At 52.8% G+C, this 21,337-nt stretch carries 20 protein-coding genes; 1 reads left to right on the plus strand and 19 read right to left on the minus strand.

The genetic code is table 11. The features are described 5' to 3' along the window. Window positions 1–419: 419 nt before the first annotated feature. The 5 genes from APU11_RS09125 to APU11_RS09145 all read right to left on the minus strand — a co-directional run bounded on the left by APU11_RS09125 (window position 420) and on the right by APU11_RS09145 (window position 6,312). Complete coding sequence (locus APU11_RS09125; RefSeq protein ID WP_058651467.1) at window positions 420–782, minus strand: cupin domain-containing protein; 363 nt, start codon at window positions 780–782, stop codon at window positions 420–422. A gap of 448 nt (window positions 783–1,230) precedes the next feature. After that, window positions 1,231–1,800 (minus strand): XRE family transcriptional regulator, encoded by a 570-nt coding sequence (locus APU11_RS09130; RefSeq protein WP_058651557.1) that lies wholly within the window; start codon window positions 1,798–1,800, stop codon window positions 1,231–1,233. Window positions 1,801–2,211: 411 nt separating this feature from the next. Then, entirely contained in the window at window positions 2,212–3,489 is a 1,278-nt protein-coding gene (locus APU11_RS09135; RefSeq protein WP_058651466.1) for a DUF2254 domain-containing protein, read from the minus strand. Between the two features lie 65 nt (window positions 3,490–3,554). Beyond that, window positions 3,555–5,552, minus strand: a complete 1,998-nt coding sequence (betT, locus tag APU11_RS09140) for a choline BCCT transporter BetT (RefSeq protein ID WP_060578416.1) — start codon at window positions 5,550–5,552, stop codon at window positions 3,555–3,557. A gap of 202 nt (window positions 5,553–5,754) precedes the next feature. Then, on the minus strand, window positions 5,755–6,312 hold the full coding sequence (locus APU11_RS09145; protein WP_023315850.1) for a recombinase family protein: 558 nt from the start codon (window positions 6,310–6,312) through the stop codon (window positions 5,755–5,757). 286 nt (window positions 6,313–6,598) lie between these two features. Between APU11_RS09145 and APU11_RS09150 the strand changes: the two genes are divergently transcribed. Then, window positions 6,599–7,141 (plus strand): hypothetical protein, encoded by a 543-nt coding sequence (locus tag APU11_RS09150; protein ID WP_058651465.1) that lies wholly within the window; start codon window positions 6,599–6,601, stop codon window positions 7,139–7,141. On the opposite strand, the gene APU11_RS28815 is transcribed toward APU11_RS09150, so the two are convergent. The 14 genes from APU11_RS28815 to APU11_RS09220 are packed head-to-tail and all read right to left on the minus strand — an operon-like array spanning window position 7,107 to window position 21,320. Then, complete coding sequence (locus APU11_RS28815) at window positions 7,107–8,300, minus strand: pyocin knob domain-containing S74 family peptidase (RefSeq protein ID WP_239691329.1); 1,194 nt, start codon at window positions 8,298–8,300, stop codon at window positions 7,107–7,109. The two genes, APU11_RS09150 and APU11_RS28815, sit on opposite strands and share 35 nt — an antisense overlap. A gap of 60 nt (window positions 8,301–8,360) precedes the next feature. Beyond that, window positions 8,361–9,326, minus strand: coding sequence for a DUF6453 family protein (locus tag APU11_RS09160; RefSeq protein ID WP_058651464.1), 966 nt, complete (start codon window positions 9,324–9,326; stop codon window positions 8,361–8,363). A 1-nt stretch (window position 9,327) separates the two neighbouring features. Next, window positions 9,328–12,951, minus strand: coding sequence for a phage tail protein (locus tag APU11_RS09165; protein WP_058651463.1), 3,624 nt, complete (start codon window positions 12,949–12,951; stop codon window positions 9,328–9,330). Between the two features lie 41 nt (window positions 12,952–12,992). Beyond that, window positions 12,993–13,610 (minus strand): tail assembly protein, encoded by a 618-nt coding sequence (locus APU11_RS09170; RefSeq protein ID WP_058651462.1) that lies wholly within the window; start codon window positions 13,608–13,610, stop codon window positions 12,993–12,995. After that, window positions 13,603–14,322 carry a C40 family peptidase gene (locus tag APU11_RS09175; RefSeq protein ID WP_058651461.1) on the minus strand — a complete coding sequence of 240 codons (720 nt, stop codon included), beginning with the start codon at window positions 14,320–14,322 and terminating at the stop codon, window positions 13,603–13,605. Before APU11_RS09175 ends, APU11_RS09170 begins: the two co-directional genes overlap by 8 nt. Before the next feature lie 2 nt (window positions 14,323–14,324). Then, the gene (locus APU11_RS09180) at window positions 14,325–15,062 is read right to left on the minus strand and encodes a phage minor tail protein L (RefSeq protein ID WP_016063063.1); all 738 of its coding nucleotides are present in this window, start codon (window positions 15,060–15,062) and stop codon (window positions 14,325–14,327) included. A 55-nt stretch (window positions 15,063–15,117) separates the two neighbouring features. Continuing rightward, complete coding sequence (locus APU11_RS09185) at window positions 15,118–15,456, minus strand: phage tail protein (protein ID WP_058651460.1); 339 nt, start codon at window positions 15,454–15,456, stop codon at window positions 15,118–15,120. Continuing rightward, window positions 15,453–18,590: a phage tail tape measure protein gene (locus APU11_RS09190; protein WP_058651459.1), complete on the minus strand. Its 3,138-nt coding sequence runs from the start codon at window positions 18,588–18,590 to the stop codon at window positions 15,453–15,455. Before APU11_RS09190 ends, APU11_RS09185 begins: the two co-directional genes overlap by 4 nt. Then, window positions 18,574–18,846 carry a phage tail assembly protein T gene (locus tag APU11_RS09195; protein ID WP_020690724.1) on the minus strand — a complete coding sequence of 91 codons (273 nt, stop codon included), beginning with the start codon at window positions 18,844–18,846 and terminating at the stop codon, window positions 18,574–18,576. The genes APU11_RS09190 and APU11_RS09195 overlap by 17 nt, the downstream gene beginning before the upstream one ends. Window positions 18,847–18,896: 50 nt before the next feature. Further along, window positions 18,897–19,328, minus strand: coding sequence for a phage minor tail protein G (locus APU11_RS09200; protein ID WP_058651458.1), 432 nt, complete (start codon window positions 19,326–19,328; stop codon window positions 18,897–18,899). 10 nt (window positions 19,329–19,338) lie between these two features. Continuing rightward, complete coding sequence (locus APU11_RS09205; RefSeq protein WP_058651457.1) at window positions 19,339–20,082, minus strand: phage tail protein; 744 nt, start codon at window positions 20,080–20,082, stop codon at window positions 19,339–19,341. Between the two features lie 9 nt (window positions 20,083–20,091). Continuing rightward, complete coding sequence (locus APU11_RS09210) at window positions 20,092–20,493, minus strand: phage minor tail U family protein (protein WP_001704117.1); 402 nt, start codon at window positions 20,491–20,493, stop codon at window positions 20,092–20,094. Beyond that, window positions 20,490–21,068, minus strand: coding sequence for a phage tail protein (locus APU11_RS09215; RefSeq protein WP_032623278.1), 579 nt, complete (start codon window positions 21,066–21,068; stop codon window positions 20,490–20,492). Before APU11_RS09215 ends, APU11_RS09210 begins: the two co-directional genes overlap by 4 nt. A gap of 9 nt (window positions 21,069–21,077) precedes the next feature. Next, on the minus strand, window positions 21,078–21,320 hold the full coding sequence (locus APU11_RS09220; protein WP_029485040.1) for a DNA breaking-rejoining protein: 243 nt from the start codon (window positions 21,318–21,320) through the stop codon (window positions 21,078–21,080). Window positions 21,321–21,337 lie beyond the last annotated feature (17 nt).

Here is a 21,337-nt window from a genome sequence, read left to right on the forward strand (position 1 = left end):
CAATAAAGGCCGATTTAGTGCCCCAAAACACGCCCCCAGCGCAAATTTGCCCCCAAATTTGCCCCCAAATTTTCACCAGCCCCCTTCTCATTCCGCATCCATTTTTTGCTACCACTGGAAATTTTTTATACGCCGTATTATTGCCACGCCATAAATCATCTCTCCCTGTATCCTGTCAAGGCCGTTCTCGATTAGTCGACATGCCTGTGGCCATTGCTCTACCGGACAAAGATTCAACGCTGCAGTTTATGAGTGATAGCCCTGGGTTGATCTCACGGCTATGACTGGCGACACACAATCAAATCTGACAGTCTGCTTTGAGCGAACAGCGGACTTTTTTCTTGTAAAGTGATGCTGAATATACCGCCAGAAAGGCCCCAATTTGTTGCTGACAGACTACCGGACGTCAGGAGATTCGATTACAGTTTATCCAGCTCATGTACGGTACGTTCATTAACAATATTGCCCGTATTCAGGGTTGATTTAGGCTCCAGTAAAACGACGCAGCACTCTTCGGTTAGCGCTTCAGGACAATGCTCGGTTCCTTTAGGCACAATAATAAATTCACCTTCGTCAAGATCGATATCGCCCGTTCTTAACCCCATCCGCAGGCGGCCGCTGATAACAAGAAAAAGTTCATCCTCATGTTCATGATGATGCCAGTCAAACTTTCCGGATAATTTAGCCAATTTGACATACCCGTCATTAATATCGCCGACAATTTTTGGACTCCAGCAATCGCTGAATAGAGCAAAACTTTCTTTCAAATTAATCTTACGCATTTATCTTCTCCGTCGCACATATATAATCCGGGAGGATTTATTTTTTCATAAAAAAGAGCCGGCAACGGGCAGTACGGCACTCAGCCTGGAGGCGATATCACGGCTGAAAAAGATACTCCGACAGACCACGGATAAACCGACTGCATCATGGGAAGCGGTCCGGCTCTTACGTCCGCTTCGCTTTGCGGCAAAATACAGCGCGAAAAGACCTGTGCTGTTGTTCGAAATAACAATACAGTCATCCCACACGCAGAACAACGGGTTTCCCGGTTATGAGGGCAGAAATTCTTCAATTCATAATTAATTGGCTGAATTCGCTATTTTTTATTTAGTGAATAATTTTCCGACTGGTTTTCATGTCATTATTTTTGTTTCTTTAAGTGAACAAACGCCCGGATCTACGACGCCTTACCTGGGGCCCTCTTCACCAGATAATGGAGTGGCGGAGTTAACCAGGCTCAAGGTGAGACATCACCACCGTTGCGCTAATCGCCGTTTCCGTTGAGCTGTACGTATGCGCAATCTGCGCGGAGAAAGCATAAAAATCCCCGGACTGTAATGTGATGACCTCGTGCTTGCTAAAACGTAGGAGCAGGGTTCCACTGTGAACCAGAATATGTTCATGCGTCCCGTCTGAATGTCCGGGACTGTGGATCGTGACCTGCGGCTCCATTTGCAAGAACCATATCTCTGAGGTATTGCCGGGGCCGATGCGGAATTTCATCATTTGCGAATACTCACCCGACACAGGACGATATTTTTCAAAACAGGGATATATCCTGCTGCTTCCGCTCAGTAAATCACCAACCGGTAAACGTAAAGAGGTGGCGATAGCGTCCAGCGTATCTACTCGGGGGCTGGAAGATCCTGACTCCAGTTTGGATAACGCTCCCTTTGAAACCCCTGACAATTTAGACAGCTCGTTTAACGAAATCCCACGTGATTGTCGCAGACGCCTTATTTTATTGCCGATATTTAATGACAACGCAGCGGTTTTACCTTGCCCTGATTCAGGCATTATTATGTCCCTCCCCGAATATAGCTTTCTCATCCGAATGAACGCCCCTCTGGGGCGATAGCGATACGTACATCACGATGCTGTCGCTGGCCTAATATATAATAGCTGCATAAATAAGCAGTAATTTTTCGTGTGCCCGCAATGCCTGCATACCACGCCTCAGATTGAGCACGACCTGCTTTTGGCTCAGATAGCCGTACATTCACTTTAAGTGTGGGGATGAGTTATCAGGTTGGTGATAACGTAGAACCACATCAGTCCAGAAAGGCAACAGGTGCAAAACCTTTTAATGTGTACTGACGTATTCATCGTTATTGCTTGCGACGTCCGCTCCTGGCACAAAGCAGACGCCCATTCTCACGCGAATGCTTTGCCCTTACCCAGCCATCGACCGAATCGCTTGCCCCGTAACTATGGTTTTTTATTGGAACCTTCGTCATAAAACAAATTGTAATAAATTGCTTTTATTAGACATCTGTCAGAATCTATATGATCAGCACGAGTTGCATGCTCTAATGTTTCAAATGCTAAAGTATGCGCGGCCTCAGCAAATATCCCAGGCCAACCCATGCTCAGCATAGAAAGTCCTTTGAGGACTCTTATCTGAATCTCCCTCATACTGGCACCATCACGGGCAATAGGTAAAAAAAAGTCTTCAAGTAGATCGCTGTTCTGAAGTGGCGCAACATGTATTGAAGGATATGTCACATCAATTTCGTCAGATTTATTCTGCGCATACGCCGATAGTATCCGTACACCTCTGCCAATGACATCAATTGCGGTGCCTGGATCGTTCACTGCCGGTGAAAGGGCTCTGCAGGCTATTTCAGCCATGACGCTAAGACAGAATCGGGGATCCTGAGAAAAGGAACGTACATCCGAGACAATGATCGTCCCGAGCAAATCGGTTCTGATTGATGGCCCCTGCCCCTGACTCAGATACAAAACTGGCATCGACGGATGAATGAAACTGCCCGGTTGCGCCACAAGATAAACATGTCGAGGATCCTCAGACAACAGCTTGCCGAGTTTCACCATATCAATATATTCAACATAGCCAATCATCTCCGGATAAACTGCAACCGTTCCGTTTGGTTGTTCATTGTTCTCAAGCCATGGATATCCGCCCAGATATGGGCGTTTTGCTCTTTCAACAAATGCTTCGATCGCCGCCTGCTCAACCTTTGCAGTCGTCTCTCCAACCCTTCCCAGAGAGGTCAAATGCTGTATCCAACGAAGCAATGTGATGAGAATTAAACCAATGACCACCAGTGTGACAACGAATAAAATGACTCTCCCCCTTTCTCCGTAGGCTCCCATATTAAGAGCAATGATCCCTACCAGACTGAAGAGAAAGGAACCGATGAATGTGGCCAGTACATTTTGTGTGGTTACGTCTTCAACAACTAGACGTGTAGCTCTTGGTGTCACATTAGTGGTAGCTGATCCGTACGCTGTGACCATGATACTAAGCGAAAATGTGGTAACTGCTAGCATACTCGATGCCAGTATATTTAGTATGTTATCCACGGCTTCTGCGCCAACCTTCACCGATACCGACTCAGGGATCATTGATTTAAACAGAATTGATAAAAGAGCCGTCATTATCGCTACAATTGCGAATAATGCAGCCCTGAACCATAACTTTTTAAATACCTGCTTCAGAATCCATTGCCAGCGTGAGATCATTTGCATTCCCTCGTATTATGGCCAAGATAAATTAATGCCGCCCTCCAGGGCGGCATTTGATTGTATTAACGAACTAAGTGCAGGAAGTGCAGATGTTTTTCGTACTGGTCCAGTATGTCATTAATCAACTGTTCCTGGTTCCAGCCCATCACATCATAATTTTGACCGCCTTCTTTGAGATAAACCTCTGCGCGATAATATCGATGTTGCTCAGCCTGCTGCTCATCATTATCCATAGCAGCAAGGGCGAAGGTTGGCGAGTTATACCCGCGAAGCCTCACTTCATAAATATAGTTCAGTTCGTTACCCAGATCGACTTCAAGGCGAATACGATCGTCGGCAGCATCATTAATGTGGCTAATCGTTCCCTGCTTGTTGAGCTCTTCCTGAACCAGCGTCATGGCGGGCTGGATAACGTCGTCCATAAAGCGTTTCACAAGAGAACGCTTAGGCAGATAGGCGATATTACGCAACCTTCTCTGCCAGGGAATCGGGTTACGTGCAGCCGTCGGCGCAATAGTTGCCATGCTCAGGCTTTCACGCTTCGTCAAATCCCGTCTCAGGGCTTTTAACAGTCCGTATATGGATACCAGTAAGATCACTGAGAAGGGTAATGCACTCGCTATTGTCACCGTTTGCAGCGCGCTTAGCCCACCCGCAATCAGAAGTGCAATTGCTACAATGCCCATGAGCGACGCCCAGAAGATACGCTGCCAGACAGGGGTGTTTGCCACCCCACCTGATGCCAGCGTATCCACAACCATTGCCCCCGAGTCAGCAGACGTGACGAAGAAGACGATGACCATCGCCATTGCAATGAATGACAGCACGGAGGAGAACGGGAAATGCTCCAGGAAATTAAACAGGGCCAGCGCGACATCCTGCTGAACGGTATTGGCGAGGTCAGTCGCCCCCTGGTTCATAATGAGATAGATTGCGCTGTTACCAAACACCGTCATCCACATGAGCGTAAAGCCGGCGGGAACAAACAGCACGCCGGTAACAAACTCGCGAATGGTTCGACCGCGAGAGACCCTTGCGATGAACATCCCCACAAACGGCGACCATGAAAGCCACCATCCCCAGTACAATAATGTCCAGCCCCCCAGCCAGTTGCTCGACTTAGGTTCATACGCGTAAAGGTTGAACGTTTTACTAACCAGTTCCGAAAGATAACCGCCCGTATTTTCCACAAATGACTTCAGCAGAAGCACGGTTGGTCCCAGACACAGGACCAGAGCCAGCAGCAGCACCGCCAGGCCCAGGTTGAGCTCGGACAGGATGCGTATTCCCTTGTCCAGGCCGGACACCACCGAAATCGTCGCTAGCCCCGTGATGACAACGATCAGAATGACCTGCACCGTTTCATTGATGGGCACCCCGAAAAGATGATTCAAACCAGCATTCACCTGCAAAACACCGTACCCCAGCGATGTCGCAACGCCAAAGACCGTGCCGATAACGGCGAAAATATCTACCGTATGGCCTATAGGCCCATATATGCGATCGCCAATAATGGGATAGAGTGCGGAACGCAGCGTTAATGGCAGACCGTGACGGTAACTGAAGAAGGCCAGGATCAACGCCACGATGGCATAGATTGCCCATGCATGCAGGCCCCAGTGGAAGAACGTCAGGCGCATTGCTTCCTTCGCTGCCGCAACTGTCTCCGGGGTGCCAACGGGAGGTGAAAGATAATGCATCACCGGTTCAGCAACGCCAAAGAACATCAGGCCGATCCCCATCCCTGCCGAGAAAAGCATTGCAAACCAGGAGTGATAGCTGAAATCAGGCTGCGCATGGTCCGGGCCCAGCTTAATATCACCGTAGCGTGAGAGTCCCAGGAAGGTGACGCTCAGTAAAATGAGGGCCACCGCAAGGATGTAGAACCAGCTGGCATTCGTGAAGATTTGCTGCTGTAGAAGTTTAAAATTTTTGTCGGCAATATCCGGGAATACAGCGGCAAAGGCGACAAGAAGGAAAATTAACAAAGCAGATGTAAAGAATACCGCTTTGTTAATCTGGCTTTTGGACTGCTTTGGGATTGTATCATTTTCACTCATAATTATTCATTCCATTAACTTAGATCCACTTAAGATGACAGGCATTGCCTCTCATAGAGTAGCAAAAACTAGCAGTAAATGGGGCATATAATCAGAAGTCATGTTGTGGTTATATTCTCATATGCTTTCTCCGATTTGGTCTGCTGTAATACTCTCTCATCATAATTCTTGAAAGTCACAAGACTAAGGCACGTAGAAAGACTTAAATCAGCTTAGATACAGGAAATTTTTTATATAGCGTGCAAACTGCCACGTCATAAATTATTGCTACCTGCTTTCTTTCAACACCATTTGAAATGAGCCGCCCGGCCTGCGCCCATTGTTCAGCAGTTAACTTCGGACGCCTGCCGCCTATCCGCCCCTTTTCCCTCGCAACCGCCAAACCCGCCCGAGTGCGTTCCACTATCAACTCCCTCTCCATTTCTGCTAGAGCTGACATAATATGAAAAATGAAACGCCCCATCGGACTTGATGTATCTATACTGTCGGTGAGGCTCTTAAAGTGGATACCGCGCTGCCGAAGCTCGTCCACCAGAAGAACCAGATTACGCATGCTGCGCCCAAGGCGATCCAGCTTCCAAACCACCAGCGTATCCCCCTCATTCAGTGCCTTGAGAAGTTTTTTGAGTGCTGGCCGGTTTGCCACTGTTCCGCTCATTTTTTCTTCAAAAATCTGCTCACATCCTGCGCGTTCGAGCGCTTGTCGCTGAAGATCCGTATTTTGGTCATTTGTTGACACCCTTACATAGCCAATTTGCATATTTTTCACCCAATTATTTCTGCAAAAAAATCAGGTGAAGTTATCGGCCAGGCCGCTCAAGAGCAATCTATAAAACGTCGGTTTAGGAACATCAGCAACGAAGGACGCTGGCACCTCAAATGGCAATGTCATTCAGGTCGGCGGTTTTGGTATTGGGGCAGACTCATCATTAGCTTCTCAACTGGCAAGCCTGACAGATGGTTATCGTGCCGGTCTCTACCGTATACGTGGTGATGGTGCTCCCCCCTCTACCATCGGCGCTCCAGTTGGCAGCGGAAACTCTATTGTGGGACTGGTCTCAATCCCTGTGTATTCGACAGCTGGGTTCGGCCTCGCTTTCAATCGGGATAATATCTGGACTGGCGTATACGATCCGGCAAATCCAAGCGCGGCCACGTGGAAAAAGTGGTGGGGGGAAACAAACACAACCGTCGACACGAACGGCTTTATCAAGCGCGCCTCTCCGGTGGTTAAGCTTTTCGGAACGGGGGAGGTTCAATGCAATGAGGAGGCTGAGGGAGTGACTGCGTCGAGAGAGATGGAGGGCGTTTATCGCGTCATGGGGAGTTGCGGTCTTAGTCTTGAAGGGTGGACAGTCGAGATCCCCCAGGATATCAATGGCAACTTCCTGTGTTTCGTTGATATCACGTCCGAAGATGATGGTGTGCTGACTGTTTCAGTTTTCCGACGCCGTTTTGATGTGGAAACAGCGATGATTATCGCAGGCAATCCGATTGATATTCCGGAGGGACGATGGATAGACCTTCGACTAGAAATGCCTGCAGATTCTCTATTCAATCAGCGGATGAGCCAGGAGCCGGAGGTTTAGCGCCACCCTCTAATGCGCTGACGCGGATTGCCAGCATTTTGATTGCCGCCAGCGCATCGAGCAACATAGGGGTCTGATCGAGGTGCAGCAGGCCGCCTATTTCTTTAACGTATTCAGGATCAATCGTTTCAATTTGCTGAGATATCACCCCGCGCCGTGGGGTTTGCGTTTCATCATCCTTAAAAGTGAAGTGCTTGAACTCCATCCTGCAGATATTCAGCAACGCCTCTTCCAGATCGAGGTCATCACCGATGTTTTTCATAGTTCTGTCGGAAACGGCGGAAGTCATAACCTCCTTCCATGGTGCCCAAGCATTGGTATTAAACCCCCGGTAAAAAAACCTGCCTGAATCACTTTGTGTGGCATAAGGGAGCATAAATTGCGTTGATGCCCCACTGCTGCCAGCAATTCGGACATAGTTCTGAATATACCCGTATCCGCTAGCCGCAGGAGGGTTTACGGCATTAGTAAAGTTGATGAGGTTTGGAAACACGCCAGGATTGCGTGCGTCATCCAGGTTGATGGTGTTTGACGGTAACGCTGCTTCAATCAGGAAGAACCTGTAAGCATCCACCGGTCCTCCGAGCCCACCAACAACTTGTACGTTTCCAGCAGCTGTTCCGACGTCCTTTGTCGCGCTACTTCCCAAACCGAGGTTTGTGCGACTGCCTTCTGCCGTTGTTGCCCCGGTCCCGCCCTGCGCAATAGAAAGCGCAGTAGTGAGTCCTTTCAGCTCAGTGATATCGCTGTTTGCCCCCTTTCTGGCAAGTGCACCAATGCCCGGAATATTCACGGAAGCTCCGTTGATGGTAACAGTGATAGTTTGGTTCGCTGAGGTAGTAGCGAACGTCTCCCATGCACCGATATTCTCGTCATACTCTTTGATGAGCTGAGACATGGCCTGCGCCAGCCCATCAACCGAGATATTGTCTGATACCAGAATGCCGTATTTCTGGCCGCTGAGCGCCGGTGATGCAGCAGGCGTTACCGTCAGGGACGTGGCGCTGTTCACGGATGAAATCTGGAACATCTGGACCGGGTTAGACATGACAATAATCGTCTGGCCAGCGCGAACCTGGCTGGCTGGTGCCGTCCAGTTTGTGCCGGTGCCGGTTGCTGTATTTCCGTTAATGGCTATGGTGCCAGTGTTATAAAGCATATTTTCTCCAGGCAATAAAAAACCCCGCCGGAGCGAGGTTGATTTTAATAATAAATTTATTCAGACGTACATATCGGGAAGAACGGGAAGGCTGAGCGTCGTTATCGTGTTATTACCCCAAATTGCATACTGCTCGCGCCCAAGATATTTTCCTCCCTGAACTGAAGCTTTACCGTTCTGTATTTTTATTCCGAACATCCGATACACATACATGCCATTGACCATATGTACCATCAGACCAAACCTACCGAGCGGAACATACCCGCTGCCGATATTCACGGCGCTTGCTGAAGGTGTCCAGAGTTGATTGAGGTATACGAAAGGCCTTCTTGTCGTTGAAAACGTGCAGGCTCCTGCAGCGTTGAAGATATTGAGCCCTGTTCCTGGCTGCGGCGCTACGCCACTGGCGAAGATAACGATATCTATCGTGCCAGTTGCGGGAGCGTCATCGTTCGTGGACGGAGGGCTGAAGAACCTGACCGTGTTACCGTCGAAGTCAATCGTGTTACCGCTATTACAGCGCCCGAAAACGACATACTTCGACTTGTCGTATCCTGCTATGGTGGGAACCGCCCATCCCCCGGTCGGAACATTTACGGTACCCTTCCAGATACACTGGCCTGACTGTGTGGCGTTGGTGATCGCCAGGAAGTCGGTGCTGTCCCCAATAAGTAGGCCAACCCCACTTCGCTGACCTATCGGGAATATCTGCCAGACACTACCGGGAAACGTATAGGTACTGTCTCTTTCACTAATGCCCAGAGCCTGCATTCTCGCGTTTTGCGTAACACGACCACCAGAGATAGTGATGGAATTCATCTTATGCCACAGCCCAGAATCAACATAGGCGGTAGCATGCGGTATAAACAGCACCTGCGCCCCTGAAACATAACCATCGATGTCCACATACTTTGGTTTCTGGTAGCCGGTGTCGAAGCTGGCACCAAAAGACGGGCATCTCAGGCCCGCCGTTATCTCCATACGCTTCCCGCCGTCATTAAGTTCTATCAATAATCCTGTCGGCATCTTATGTCCATGCCCCCAGTACAATCCGGCCACCACCAGGAATGTTGACGGTTAAACCGTTGCCATTGATCACTGTTGTGTTGCCGGAACCATTGAAAGAAAAATTACCGTTTGTGGCGTAAATCGAACCGCGAACGGTGACGTTGTTGAAAGTCGCGTAGCCGGACTTGTTGATGTGCCAGCCAACGTTCCCGGTACCGTCCCAGGTTGTGGACTGGATGTAACTGCCGATTTTGGTGTTGTCGATAGTCCCTTCACCAATCACAGTATTTCGGATAAAGGTCTGCCCGTTCTGAATAACGAACGGAAGCGTAACGGTAGCTCCTGCCTGGTGTGTTACCGCGAAGCGGTCAGCCAGGAAGATAACCTGCGACTGCATCCCGGATGGCGTATTCTCAACACCAATTCCCATCCCAGCCGCGTAATACTGACCGTTGCTGGATAACCCGACCTTGATGCTGTACATCGCCTTCAGGTCGCCATTCACGTTGGCAATTGCCTCGGCATTAGTGGTAATAGCAGAAGTGTGACCATTAACGGTCGCCGTGATGCTGTTTACCTGCGTGGCCATAGCCTGCTGGTAGTCCGAAAACGTCTGGTTCAGGCTATTGATTGACGCTTTGTTGCCGTTCACGTCCGTCTGAATACTCAGCAGAGAGCGTGCCGTTGCCTCCTTCTCGTTAACGATCACCTCATCAATGCGGTCCAGCTGCGCGCTGTTACCGGCAACCGAAGCAGACAGAGTTTTACGCGTGGCTACCTGAGCCAGGTTTCCCTGGATAATAGCGATTGCCGAGTTCTTCACCCCGCCCGTCATGCCGTCCATGGACACACTGATGTTATCGATGCGCTGGCCCAGCGCGGTATCAGCCGTCGCCACGGTCTGCTTAAGCTCCGAGAGAGAAGACGATACATCTCCGACCGTGCTGGAAAGATCATTAACGCTGGTCTGAACCTTCCCGACGTCCTGGGCGTTTTTGGCAATATCCTTCGCATGCTGCTCAAGTTCATCATTGGCCTGTTTGATGTCGTCAGCCATGCCAGCAATTTTTTCATTGCTGTCCACTGCGTTCTCAAGCAGGTCTTTGAACGTTTCCGACTCTTTCATATCCTCCAGAATGTCATTGGTTATTTCGCTGACATCTATCGAGGACGTGCCCATGACCCAGTTGGTCCAGTCCCCGGCGTTACCGATACGGTCAATCAGGCGCGCGCGGTACCACTGGCGAACGCCGGCAGGCATGGGGCCATGCTGATAATCTGCAGCCGGGTACGGCACCAGGACCAGCAGTTCAGGATTGGCGTAGTCGGCAGTTGTGGCGCGCTGAATCTCTGTATAGGCCGTGTCGCCAGATCCATCCGGAAATTTCCATGTCAGGTCGATATGCCAGACCACATCTTCGGTCGCCAGGAAGTTGAGCGGAGTACCCGGTTTTCCCGTTTTACCGGAGAGATAAGTTGTTTCACCGTATCCCCATGGTGACGACGTATCCTGCGCATTCAGCGCCCGGACGCGAACGTCATAGCTGCCCGAATAAATGCCCTGAACCGAGAAACCCTGCGCGCTGGTAACCGGAACGTTTATCCAGTCCCCGTTGTCCTTACGCCACTGGGCAACGTACCGGATTGCGCCCTCTACCTTATTCCATGACACGTCCAGGCTTGCTACAGTCAGCCCCTGAGACACATGATCGCTCTCAGTCACCACGATATTCTTCGGAGCAGACAGGACGCTTATCGGCGTGACGGTGATCGAGGGAGACTCGACCCGAACGCCGTCATCGATGTAACGATATTTGTTTGGATCGTGCTGAACGGCCGTAATAGTGAAACCGCCTGTACTGTCGTCGTTAGCCGCGATTGAGGTGACCCTGAAGTACTGTATTGCGAGGTTATCACTGTCTATCGCCCAGACAGCGCCCGCCACAGGAACCTGACTGAATGCCGTAGCCACCGTCACCGTTTTTTTATCGGCGCTCACCGCGCTGATTGTCCGCGTCTGGGCTTTTCCGTCGGGAAGGTTAACCACCAGCCGGTCTTTCGCCGCGTAGTCTATTTCTCGATCGAGGGTAATCTGGCGGCCATTGACCGCGCTTATGCGGCCCCCGTTCTCCTTACCAGAGCGGAAAGGATCGGCGACACCGATAATTTCAGCGGGCAAAGGGATATAACCGTCCAGCCCCACGCCAAACGATACGGTCCCGTCTTTGGCATTGGAGAGCAATACCCAGCGACCGCGTCGGTGCGCTTCACTTTGCGAGGTGCAGCCGATTGCGGTCAGGGACGTCTGCCGGACGTCGTAACGTTCTACAAGCGTCGAATCGTAAACCCCCTCAACGGTATCGCTGTAATGGTTCTGCGGATCGGACCAGGACACCAGGCAGGAGCTGTAGCGATTCTTGTATGAGCCGCCCGCATAAGTAAACAGCCCATCGATAACGTTTGAGACGTTATAAACCCAGTCAACATCGTCCTGCGGGACGTCTGCCTGGACATAAATCTGATCGTTGCCCCAGAACGTTATTCCACGAAAGACCGCGGCGAGATCGTTAAGTACCTGCCAGGCATCCTCCTGGCTCTGAATGAAAACGTTGCAGGTGAAACGCGGTTCGGTGCCACCGGCCCCGTCGGAAACCATTTCGTCACAGTACTGGGCGATTGAATACAGCGCCCACTTATCCACCATGGACGCATCCACGCGCGTTCCCATGCCGTAAATTTCATCCAGAACCAGATCGTAAAATATCCAGGCGGGGTTATTGGACCAGGCCATTTTAAACCCGCCGGACCATGAGCCAGAATAGGTTCGGGTTGTCGGATCGTAATTATCCGGAACCTTAATCAGCTTGCCTTTTATCTTACAGGTCACCTTCGGCGCGCTGCCGTTGAACTGGCTGCTGTCCACTTCGACATACAGAAGCGCGGTTAAAGGATAACGAAGCTTGCTGTCGATGACTTCCGCATACGAAAACACCTTGAAGGCGTTAACCAGTTTCGAATTTGATCCGCTGGCATCAGCCGTAATACGCCTGACCCTGACAGACCAGCCGGACGTGGATTTTGGCAGATCGATACGGTGGTCACGCTGATATTCCGTCGTGGTCTTTCCGTCAAACTTGCCGTTTACAACCGTTTTCCAGGCACCGCCGTCCGTTGATAAATCGATCGCATACTCGGTGACCGTGCCCACCATATCGCCGTTATCTTTATAGAGATACTGGACCGGAAGACTGAGCTTGATGCGGATGGCATCCAGGGAAAGGTTGGTAAACTGGCGCGTCCAGGGCGCGGTGGTGGAGACAGTTGTGCCCACCGCCAGCTCGTTATCGACCTGGGGCATCCCGGCAATATAGGTCTGGTCCTGTGTGCCCTTGCGGAACTCCCATTTCACGCCGCTGAAGTTGTATTCCCCGCTGTCGTTTGCCAGCGGCGTATCGTTGAGAAAAATGTTCTGAGCGGTCAGGTCGCCCTGTATTTCCCCCTCAGAAACGGCAATGAGCATTTTTAATTTTGCGACCGACAGCAGATCGTCAGGCTGCTCAACCGGAGTATGCGAACTGCCACCTCCCCCTTTGGCACCCTGCAGGATGGTTTCTTGTTTAAGAAGCTGCATTTTCTCACCCATAAAAAAGGTGCCGAAGCACCTTTAAGTTAGTGGCCGCTGGCCTACTGCTGATCGCTCGAGTACATACCGGCGCTGACTATCGCTCCCCCTGCCTCGATCAGACCGTAGGCCAGGGGGACAGGATGCCCCATAGCGACCGTATTAACCGGCGCCCCGAAGGCGTAGTTAGGCGTGTTGTCCGTGCTGGAGGATTTACCCGCGCCGAAGGATGGCTGGGGCGTGAGCATCTGGACAACGCCAGCCAGCATCATTGACACCCCGACCCCGGTCAAAATTGACGTGGCGCTGATGGCTGTTGCACTCATCGCCGCCCCCCAGGCAGCCATACTCGCACCCGCGGTAAAGAATGCAGCGACCAGCGCAACGGCACCGACAACTATCTGCAGGACGCCAGAACTTTTGGCCCCCTCATAAACGGGCACGATCCGGTACACGCTTCCACCGCGGGTCATATCAAACTCTTCCAGCCCGATATTGTTGTCACCGTTAAAAAAGGCGAAACGGATCCCCTTCATATGAGCTTCCGACATATATTTTTTGAATCCGGGAACCTGTGAACACATGGCCCTGAGCATTTCGCGCAGATCGGCAACATCAAACTGAACGCGTTTACCGAATTTTTTAGCCATTTTCCCTTCGAGAATAAGCGTCTTAACCATGCATTCTGTCCTTATGCCTGACCACCCGGACCGTTCTGTCGCGATAATATTTTCCATAAGGCATTCGCGAAGAAAGGTGCCCGAAAAGATGATGGAGAATGATGTTGTCACCCACATATACCGCGGCGTGATTAGTCACCGATGCCTGCACGCTCATCATGATGATGTCCCCTGGCTGCATTGCACCGGCGGCAATCTCAACAAATCCCTCACGCTCCCAGTTGTCGTCGTAGAGCCGTTCCTTGCCGCTCTCCCACCATTCGTAAGGTACTGAATAGTTTCCGAGAACAATGCCGTATTCGCGGAGATAAAATTCACGGATAAGCGACCAGCAGTCGGCGTACCCCAGTACCCACTGCCGCCCGGCATAATCCCGGTCTTCACGCGGGGAAATCGTACAAAAATCCCCGTCCGGCCAGGACATGATCCCCCACTCAATCCCCGACCAGTCGCACTGGATCCGGTCCAGCTCCGAGGGCACCAGCCGAACCACATCCGGATGGGAATGAATGAGCATGATGATCTCACCGCGCGCGCGGGCAGCGAGCTGATCTTCCGGGGAGAGCGTGAATGTCTCCTCGGGCTTATCGGCAATGTTGCGGCAGGGAATATAGATTTGTTGCTGGCCTGACTGAACAATCAGGCCGCAGGCTTCTTTGGGGTATTCAGCAGCGACGTGCTGACGGATAGCATCCAGCAATTTTTCACGCATTTTTATTTCCCCTGCAGGTTTGCAGCCGGAAAACCGCCGAACGGCAGCGGCGCGTCCGGGCCGTGACGATCCTGACAATCCTGCCGGCGGCCGCCACAAACATCTTTCGACGGGTCATCGGTCGGTGTACCGTCTTTGGTAAAGTATTTCGTGCCGTTGTAATCGCATCCGGTCCCGCTTCGGTACCAGCCCCGCATACACCAGGTGCAGACAGGAGTAATCTGCCGTGTCGGCAACTGCAGGCTCTGAATATCGAAAGGAGAACACAGCTCGAAATCAACCTGTACCCGCGTCTCTGCGGTTTTAGCATTGACGTAAAAGAGCTGAACGCGCTCATCGGCCGGGCTGGCCCCCGGATTGCCGTTTTTCCAGTTGGCGGCATCGAGGTACTTAGAGAGCGTTGTGTGGATTTTTACTTTCGCCCGGACCATGTCGTCATACTCCAGGCATAGCGCCGTGACATAGTTCCCGACGTTCCCGACTGAGAGCGTGGGCGTCGGCTGGGAGCCGGTACTTGATAACTCCATACCCTTCAGTTCATAAGGATGAGGATCGTACTGGTTGCCCTGCCAGATTATGGCGGGCAGATTTTCTGCAGCGAAGGCTGCCCACCCCTCTTCCTGAATATTGTGCGCATGAAAACGCAGCACCTGATCCATACCGAATTCAGTGCCGTCGATCTCAATCAGCTGAATAACGCTACCGGGCTCAAGCTGTTGGATGTCTGCCGTAAAACTCATACTCCCTCCATAAAAAAAGCCGCCCGGAGGCAGCTTTCAGTGTTTGTCGAGAAAATCAGGGCGCGAACGCCTGTTCAAAAGTGAAGGCCACTGTGGCTTTTTTCCCGGTAGGGAAAGAAACGCTGAACGAATCGGCCTTCATTCTGAACAGCTTTTTTTCACCCCATGGCGTGGTCCACAAGAACGATTTAGTAACGTGAGACATCAGAAAAGCGCGCAGCGCAGCCGCCTCCTGTCTGGTGCCCGTCCAGTCCAGGTTCCACGTTTCCTGTTTGTCGTTGATCCCCATCCCCGCTATCTGTTTGTAGCCATCGCCGAACTGGGCCTGCAGCGTTCGAGCCGTTTCAGTGCCCTGCGCGGTTTTTCGCGTGCGCCAGGTAAATGTGTCTGTCACGGTGTCCTCCTCGAATAAAGCACGCCGCCTGCGGACATTTCTTTTTTCAGTCGCTCGGTGATTGTCTGCTGAACAATCGCCTGCAGCTGTTTCGCCGTCCCCGTGGCGTTCGCCTGATTTATGCTCCCGTCACTCCCCTGCTGGCTGATGTTCACAGGGGCATAAACACTGATCCCGCCCATGCCAGCCCCGGCTGCGCTCCCGCCGCCGACCAGACCACCCGAGGCATACCCGCGCATCAGGCGATATAGATTCGCCACGCCGATGCGACTGGTTGACTCTTTGGTGAAGACGAATTCCCCGCGGTGAACGATACCGGCTGGCTCGTACTTGCCGCCGTGCCCGGTAAAACCGCCCACGTCAAAACCCTGTGGCCGGTATGAAGGGACCGCGAATGACTGACCTGCAGAGGAGGCTTTCGCCCCGCCGCTCACCCAGCCCATTGCGCTCTGGATGGTGTAAGCCACCAGCAGCTGGTTGATAACAGACACAATCATTTTGAGGATTGAGCTGGTGAAGTCCCGGAAGCTCGCCTTCCCGGTTGTCGTCAGGCTGGTAAGCTGGCCCGCCAGCCCGCTGAACGTTGCCTGCGAAATCTGCTGAACTGAGCTGAAAACGTTTGTCGCTGAATCCTGATATTCGGCCCAGCCCTGTTTCGCACCGGCCAGCCAGTTAGCGCGCAGGGCATCTTCAGCCTCGAACGTCGCCCTTTGCTCTTCCAGAACCTTTTGCTGCGCCTGAGGGTTATATGAATAGCTCTCGCTGAGACGTTGCATGGTGGTTTGTCGCCCGGCCTCGCGGGTAGATAGCCCCTCAGACTGAGCCTGTAAACCCGCCCTGGCGGCTTTTTGCTGCTGCTCAAACTTCACGGCCTGGTCGGTCAGCTGGTTGAGCTTTTGCTGCCTGGCAACCTTATCGCCCAGGTCGGCCAGCTGCCGCTTGTACTCGAGCGTTTCTTCCTTGTGCGCAAGCAGGGATTTTTCCTGCGCCGTAAGCTGACGACGACCAGCCGCCTCCTGCAGAACGGCGAACTGATTTTCAGTCTGCCAGAGATCCTGCCGCTGTTTGCTTATGACGTCGTTTACGCTGGTATGCTGCTCGAGTGTTTTAAGCTGGGCCTGAAGGGTGAGAAGTTCAGCCTGCGCTTTTTCTTCAGCTTTGTCCCCGGCTGGCGTTGAATAGCTTTTGCCTTTCGGCGTTTTGGGATCCTTCCACTGCTTTTCAATCCCGGCGCGTGCTGCCGCTATGTCCTTTTCAGTCCACAACGTGGCGATGCCGTCTTTCGCATCCTGGCGGTTTTTAGCAATAAGCTGATTGAGTTTTTTCTCCGCAAGGGCACGTTTTTCTGCCGCCGTCGCCCCGGATTCAACCATCTGATTAAATTGCTGCTGGGTCCGGACGGCCTGTGTCTGCTGTTCCGTCCGCATTTTTTCCCTGGCAGCTGCCAGCCCTTCCTGGGCATATTGCTTATCGGCAAGATCGTAAGCCTGCTTCTTAAGCTCTACCTGCTGGCGCGCGTTTCTCAGCCTTTCCGCATCTGCCTTTTGCAGAACGTTGTTACCGGCATAGTCCGGATCAACCTTGAGATTGCCGGACAGAGCACGATACTCTTTCTCTGCTGCCTGCCATTCAGCAAAAGAGTCCTGGCGCTTCATCGCGGTGTCAGGATTACGCCCTATGCCCAGCATCGCATCCCACGCGCCTGAGGCCGCATTCTTCACCCAGTTCCAGGCTTTTTCGAGGGAGCCAAGATTTTCCTCAATCGCCCCGGCCCGCTGAATGACCGCATCAGAATACGCACGCATGGCAAGCTCTGATGCTTTCTGCGTATCTCCCATCTCCTGAGCAGAGGCAATCTGTTCATACTGCGTGGCCGTCAGAAAATGCAGCGAATCGTTGAGCGTTGTGACTGCATTAACCGGATCATCCTTCAGGCGTTTAAACTGGTTGATGGTTTCGTCGACGGCCTGCCCGGTGGCCTGCTGCAGCCTGGCAGCAACATTGCTCACCATGCTGACATCATTACCGCTAAACGCACCACTTCCGACAACCTGCGCAAGCACACCTGCAGCAGCATGCTGTGTGATGCCATTACCTGCCAGTGAGCGCGCCAGTGCCTGTAGCTGTCCGGACGTTTTCCCGGCGTAATTCCCGGTCAGGATCAGCTGCCTGTTAAATTCCTCGGACTCTTTGCTGCCGTCATACCAGGCTTTACCCAGCCCGTAAACCGCCGCGGCAATACCACCAACCATGCCGGCGATCCCAAGCCCGCGCAGCGACAGCAGCTGGTCTATCCATCCTGCCCGGTTTGCCAGCGTGATCCCGGAGCCGCGCAGTGCACCGAAGTTACCGCGCATGACCTCGCCGATCAGTATCCCCAGTTCCTGCCGCGCTGCGGCACTTTGCAGGCCCAGACCGTGCGTGGCCACTTTGGCAGCTTCGAGCTTGCGGATATAGACCTCAGCCGCATCGCTTGCACCAACCTGCGCCGCCTTCATGCGCAGCAACTCGGTACCGGAGAGTTTTTGCTCTGCGACCTGTTGCTTCAGCTGACTGAGGAATCGGGTACGCGCGGCGGCCGATTTTTCCTCTACGATCTGCAGCTCTTTTTGCCTGGCCGTGGTGCGGGAAATCAGGGCGAGATAATCCTGCTGGGTGATATTGCCCTGTGCCCTTGCCGCACGAAAGCGCGCCTGCACGTTCGCAAGCGACTGCGTTTCACCATTGAGCTGGCGAACGCCGTCAATCTGGCGGAAAAAGGATGCCGCCAGTTCATCCTGACGGCGGGCAAGCGCTGCGGCCTGTCCGTCATTTTCCCGCATACGCTGATTAAGCTCGGTCACGCGGCGGTGAGTTTCATCAACGGACTTAGAAACGTTCTGCCAGTCTTTGGTCAACCCTTCCGTTGCAGCAGACTGTCGGGCTTTCATATCTGCGGCAGCCGCCGCGCCAGCGTCGCCCACGCTCTTTAATGCCGCGCTCTGACGGTCCGCTGCACGCTGCATTCGCGCCTGAACTTTATCAGACTCATCCGCCATTCCTGTCAGTTGCCCTTTGATTCGGGCGACCTGCTCGCTGAAGGTGGCGCGGTCAACATCCAGCTTAATAACCAGATCGCTAATCTGCTGGGCCATATCGGATACCTCCTGTGATCCCCTCGGCGGCGGTCATCAGCGTGTCATCATCCGGCTCATCATCGCTGATGACGCTATCCGAAGGAGAAAGCAGGCTGAAATGTGCGGGGGTAAGTTCCGGATCGCGGAAGAAAAGAGTGGAGATGGAATAAAGCAGCTCTGAGAAATGCGCATCGAGCTGCGCGTCCTGAAAATAATGATCCCGGTAGAACTGGTGCCAGTCGCCCAGCTCACTGGAGGTCATTCCAGCCAGCATGGCGCGCCAGTCGGGTCGCCCGAACTCGCGCGCCAGATTCAGGACAAACTTCAGCTCGCTGGCAAGGGCTTTTCCGCCGTAACGGTTTCTGCGCTTTCGGCCTCCGTTGAGCCATCTGGATCGGCAGCGTTGTCATCATCAACCGGAACGAGCATGCCGGAGAGCAGCTTTATTTCCATTTCTGCTTTACCGATCGCCTCCGGCGGCCAGCCGCTAAGCACCTGCTGATAAAGCGTCTCCACATCCGTGCCAGCCGGATCGTTATGCCACAAAGACATCGCGATCAAACGCGCACCGCAGCGAATATTTGAGCCAATCAGCCTGGCCGTCATTTCCTGATCGCTGATGCCCTCGCTGTCAGCACTGACGGCCCTTTCCTCTGCGGCCATAAACGTGATGTACTCAATACGCTGCAGCGCCGACAGCTCGAAGATGGTCAGGGATTCTGTTTGCCAGGTGAACTTCTCTTTTTTCAGAAACATGCGTCCTTCCTTACGCTGCAATTACGGTGACTTTGCAGACCGCAACGAAATTACCGTCGCTGGTCATAACAATAATGTCAGCGGTGCCTGCCGCCACGCCGGTGACGGTGATCGCGTTGCCGCTAACGGTGACCGTTGCTTTTGCCCCGTCGGAGGTTGCCACGCGGAACGAGGTATCTGAGGCACTGGCAGGGTTAACCGTCACATTGAGCGTTGTGGTTGCGCCGACGACCACGCTTGCCGAGGCTTTATCGAGCGTAACGCCGGTCACGGGGATATTCGGGGTCCCGCTTTCTTCTGCCAGTTCCGGCTTGCCGGTATTGGTGATTTTCGCTGTACGGGTAATGACCTCTTTTGCCGGAATGGCTTTACCCAGGCTGCTGCACCAGCCGCGGAAAACGTCGACGGTACCGTTCGGGTATTTGATTTTGTAATAACGTACTGAGCCATCAATAAACCATGCGACAAGGTCTTTTTGCCCTTCTTCGCCCGGCTTCCAGGCGAGGGTGAACGAGGTATCGCCAGCAGATTTTGCCCCCTGGGCCGTCGCGTTCCAGTCGGCATCCTCGTCGTCGAGGTAAGTGTCGTCATACGATTCGGCGGTCATTTCGCCCGGCGTCAGCTCTTTAATTTTCGCCAGGCGGTTCCAGTCGATATCCGAGAGTGGGTTAGCGAAAGCGTTGCCCGTTCCGGTGTAAAGCCAGAGGGTGGTACCGGCACCTTTCACGGGGGCCAGCGGGTTTGGAGTAGGCATAAGTACCTCTTAAATTGAATAGGTGATTAAGTACGTGAAATCGACTGAACCCCAGGTGGCCATTTCATCATCCCGCTGATAGTCATAACCCTGCGGGGTGAACGTCTCGACCAGTTCGGTCAGACCCGGGATGAAGGCCATTGCCGGATACACTTTCTCTTCCATCCAGGAATCGAGCGCGCTGTCGGGGCTGGAGGCTTTAAGAAATACCTCGATGTGAACAACCGCCTGCCACGAATCTTCGTCAAGCGAATCGCCGGTGTACTCCGCGTCAGAAAGGTATACAGCCACGGCAGGGAGATCCTGCTCTTCAAGAAAAACAGGGCGCCCGTCAAACCAGGTGACCGTGTCGGTGATCTCGGCTTTCAGTTTTGCCAGAATGGCTGCACGAATTGCGCTGTGTCTGTTCATCGCTTCAGGTGGATCCTCAGTTGGTTTTTCAGGGCTGCGGAAAGTTCTTTGGGCATATCGCTTTCAATAAGGCGCTTTGAAATAGCGGTGAAGGCCACGGTGAGCGGTGTCTCAAGAGGAACTTTGACCACATCAATCGGATAACGGGCCTGACCTACGCGCCGCATGACCTGCCAGCGCCCGTTAGAGAGCTGTTGGATAAAAGCGTTACGAAAGGTATAGGGCCCGATTTTAAGGACGCTGCCCGCTCCGTTTCTGGCCCCTTTTTTACGCGAGAGCCGGACGCGCGCCGTGCCGAGCTTTATCGCAGGAAGATTACCGCGGTTGATTTTTATCGACGCGACCGGGCGATCGTGACGAGCCTTGCGCAGACGGGAACGCTGGCGGACCAGACGAACCGGAAGCCCCTTTTTCCGGTTATCATCAACTGTTGCTTCTTTCGCTACAGCTTTGCTCCCCTGGCTTATCGTTCTGCTGGCCACCCGGTTTAGTGCTTTTGCGGTTGCCTCAGGAACGATTAACCGGCTGAGGCTGTTCAGGTTCTGAATAGCCCTTTCCAGTCCTTTCACAGACATAGCGCCTCCTCATTCGAGATGGATGCGGGGTTTTCCGTTGAACATGTCATAGCGGGTAACGGTCAGGTTCTTACCGTCGTAGTCGACGCTGTCGTTTCGGCGTGGCTGATAAAGCTCAGAGAAAACCACCAGCGAAGTACCTGTTCCCGACAATGGTCCCATTTCCTCGAGTTGATCGGCTGGAACAACGTCATAGCTGCTGCCATTGATGATCGCTGTCTTTCCCATCTTTTTTATGGTGGCCGCGTCCATGCGCGCCGCCATCCGGT

Origin of the sequence: Enterobacter sp. 50793107 (assembly GCF_001463365.1) — a bacterium.
GTDB lineage: Bacteria > Pseudomonadota > Gammaproteobacteria > Enterobacterales > Enterobacteriaceae > Enterobacter > Enterobacter cloacae.

Coding starts and splice junctions, on each gene's coding strand:
- APU11_RS09215 (WP_032623278.1), bottom strand. CDS start 21,068: ATGTCTGTGAAAGGACTGGAAAGGGCTATTCAGAACCTGAACAGCCTC.
- APU11_RS09220 (WP_029485040.1), bottom strand. CDS start 21,320: ATGGACGCGGCCACCATAAAAAAGATGGGAAAGACAGCGATCATCAAT.
- APU11_RS09170 (WP_058651462.1), bottom strand. CDS start 13,610: ATGGTTAAGACGCTTATTCTCGAAGGGAAAATGGCTAAAAAATTCGGT.
- APU11_RS09130 (WP_058651557.1), bottom strand. CDS start 1,800: ATGCCTGAATCAGGGCAAGGTAAAACCGCTGCGTTGTCATTAAATATC.
- APU11_RS09175 (WP_058651461.1), bottom strand. CDS start 14,322: ATGCGTGAAAAATTGCTGGATGCTATCCGTCAGCACGTCGCTGCTGAA.
- APU11_RS09210 (WP_001704117.1), bottom strand. CDS start 20,493: ATGAACAGACACAGCGCAATTCGTGCAGCCATTCTGGCAAAACTGAAA.
- APU11_RS09190 (WP_058651459.1), bottom strand. CDS start 18,590: ATGGCCCAGCAGATTAGCGATCTGGTTATTAAGCTGGATGTTGACCGC.
- APU11_RS09160 (WP_058651464.1), bottom strand. CDS start 9,326: ATGCCGACAGGATTATTGATAGAACTTAATGACGGCGGGAAGCGTATG.
- APU11_RS09135 (WP_058651466.1), bottom strand. CDS start 3,489: ATGATCTCACGCTGGCAATGGATTCTGAAGCAGGTATTTAAAAAGTTA.
- APU11_RS09195 (WP_020690724.1), bottom strand. CDS start 18,846: ATGCTGGCTGGAATGACCTCCAGTGAGCTGGGCGACTGGCACCAGTTC.
- APU11_RS09165 (WP_058651463.1), bottom strand. CDS start 12,951: ATGGGTGAGAAAATGCAGCTTCTTAAACAAGAAACCATCCTGCAGGGT.
- APU11_RS09125 (WP_058651467.1), bottom strand. CDS start 782: ATGCGTAAGATTAATTTGAAAGAAAGTTTTGCTCTATTCAGCGATTGC.
- APU11_RS09200 (WP_058651458.1), bottom strand. CDS start 19,328: ATGTTTCTGAAAAAAGAGAAGTTCACCTGGCAAACAGAATCCCTGACC.
- APU11_RS09180 (WP_016063063.1), bottom strand. CDS start 15,062: ATGAGTTTTACGGCAGACATCCAACAGCTTGAGCCCGGTAGCGTTATT.
- APU11_RS09205 (WP_058651457.1), bottom strand. CDS start 20,082: ATGCCTACTCCAAACCCGCTGGCCCCCGTGAAAGGTGCCGGTACCACC.
- APU11_RS28815 (WP_239691329.1), bottom strand. CDS start 8,300: ATGCTTTATAACACTGGCACCATAGCCATTAACGGAAATACAGCAACC.
- APU11_RS09145 (WP_023315850.1), bottom strand. CDS start 6,312: ATGCAAATTGGCTATGTAAGGGTGTCAACAAATGACCAAAATACGGAT.
- betT (WP_060578416.1), bottom strand. CDS start 5,552: ATGAGTGAAAATGATACAATCCCAAAGCAGTCCAAAAGCCAGATTAAC.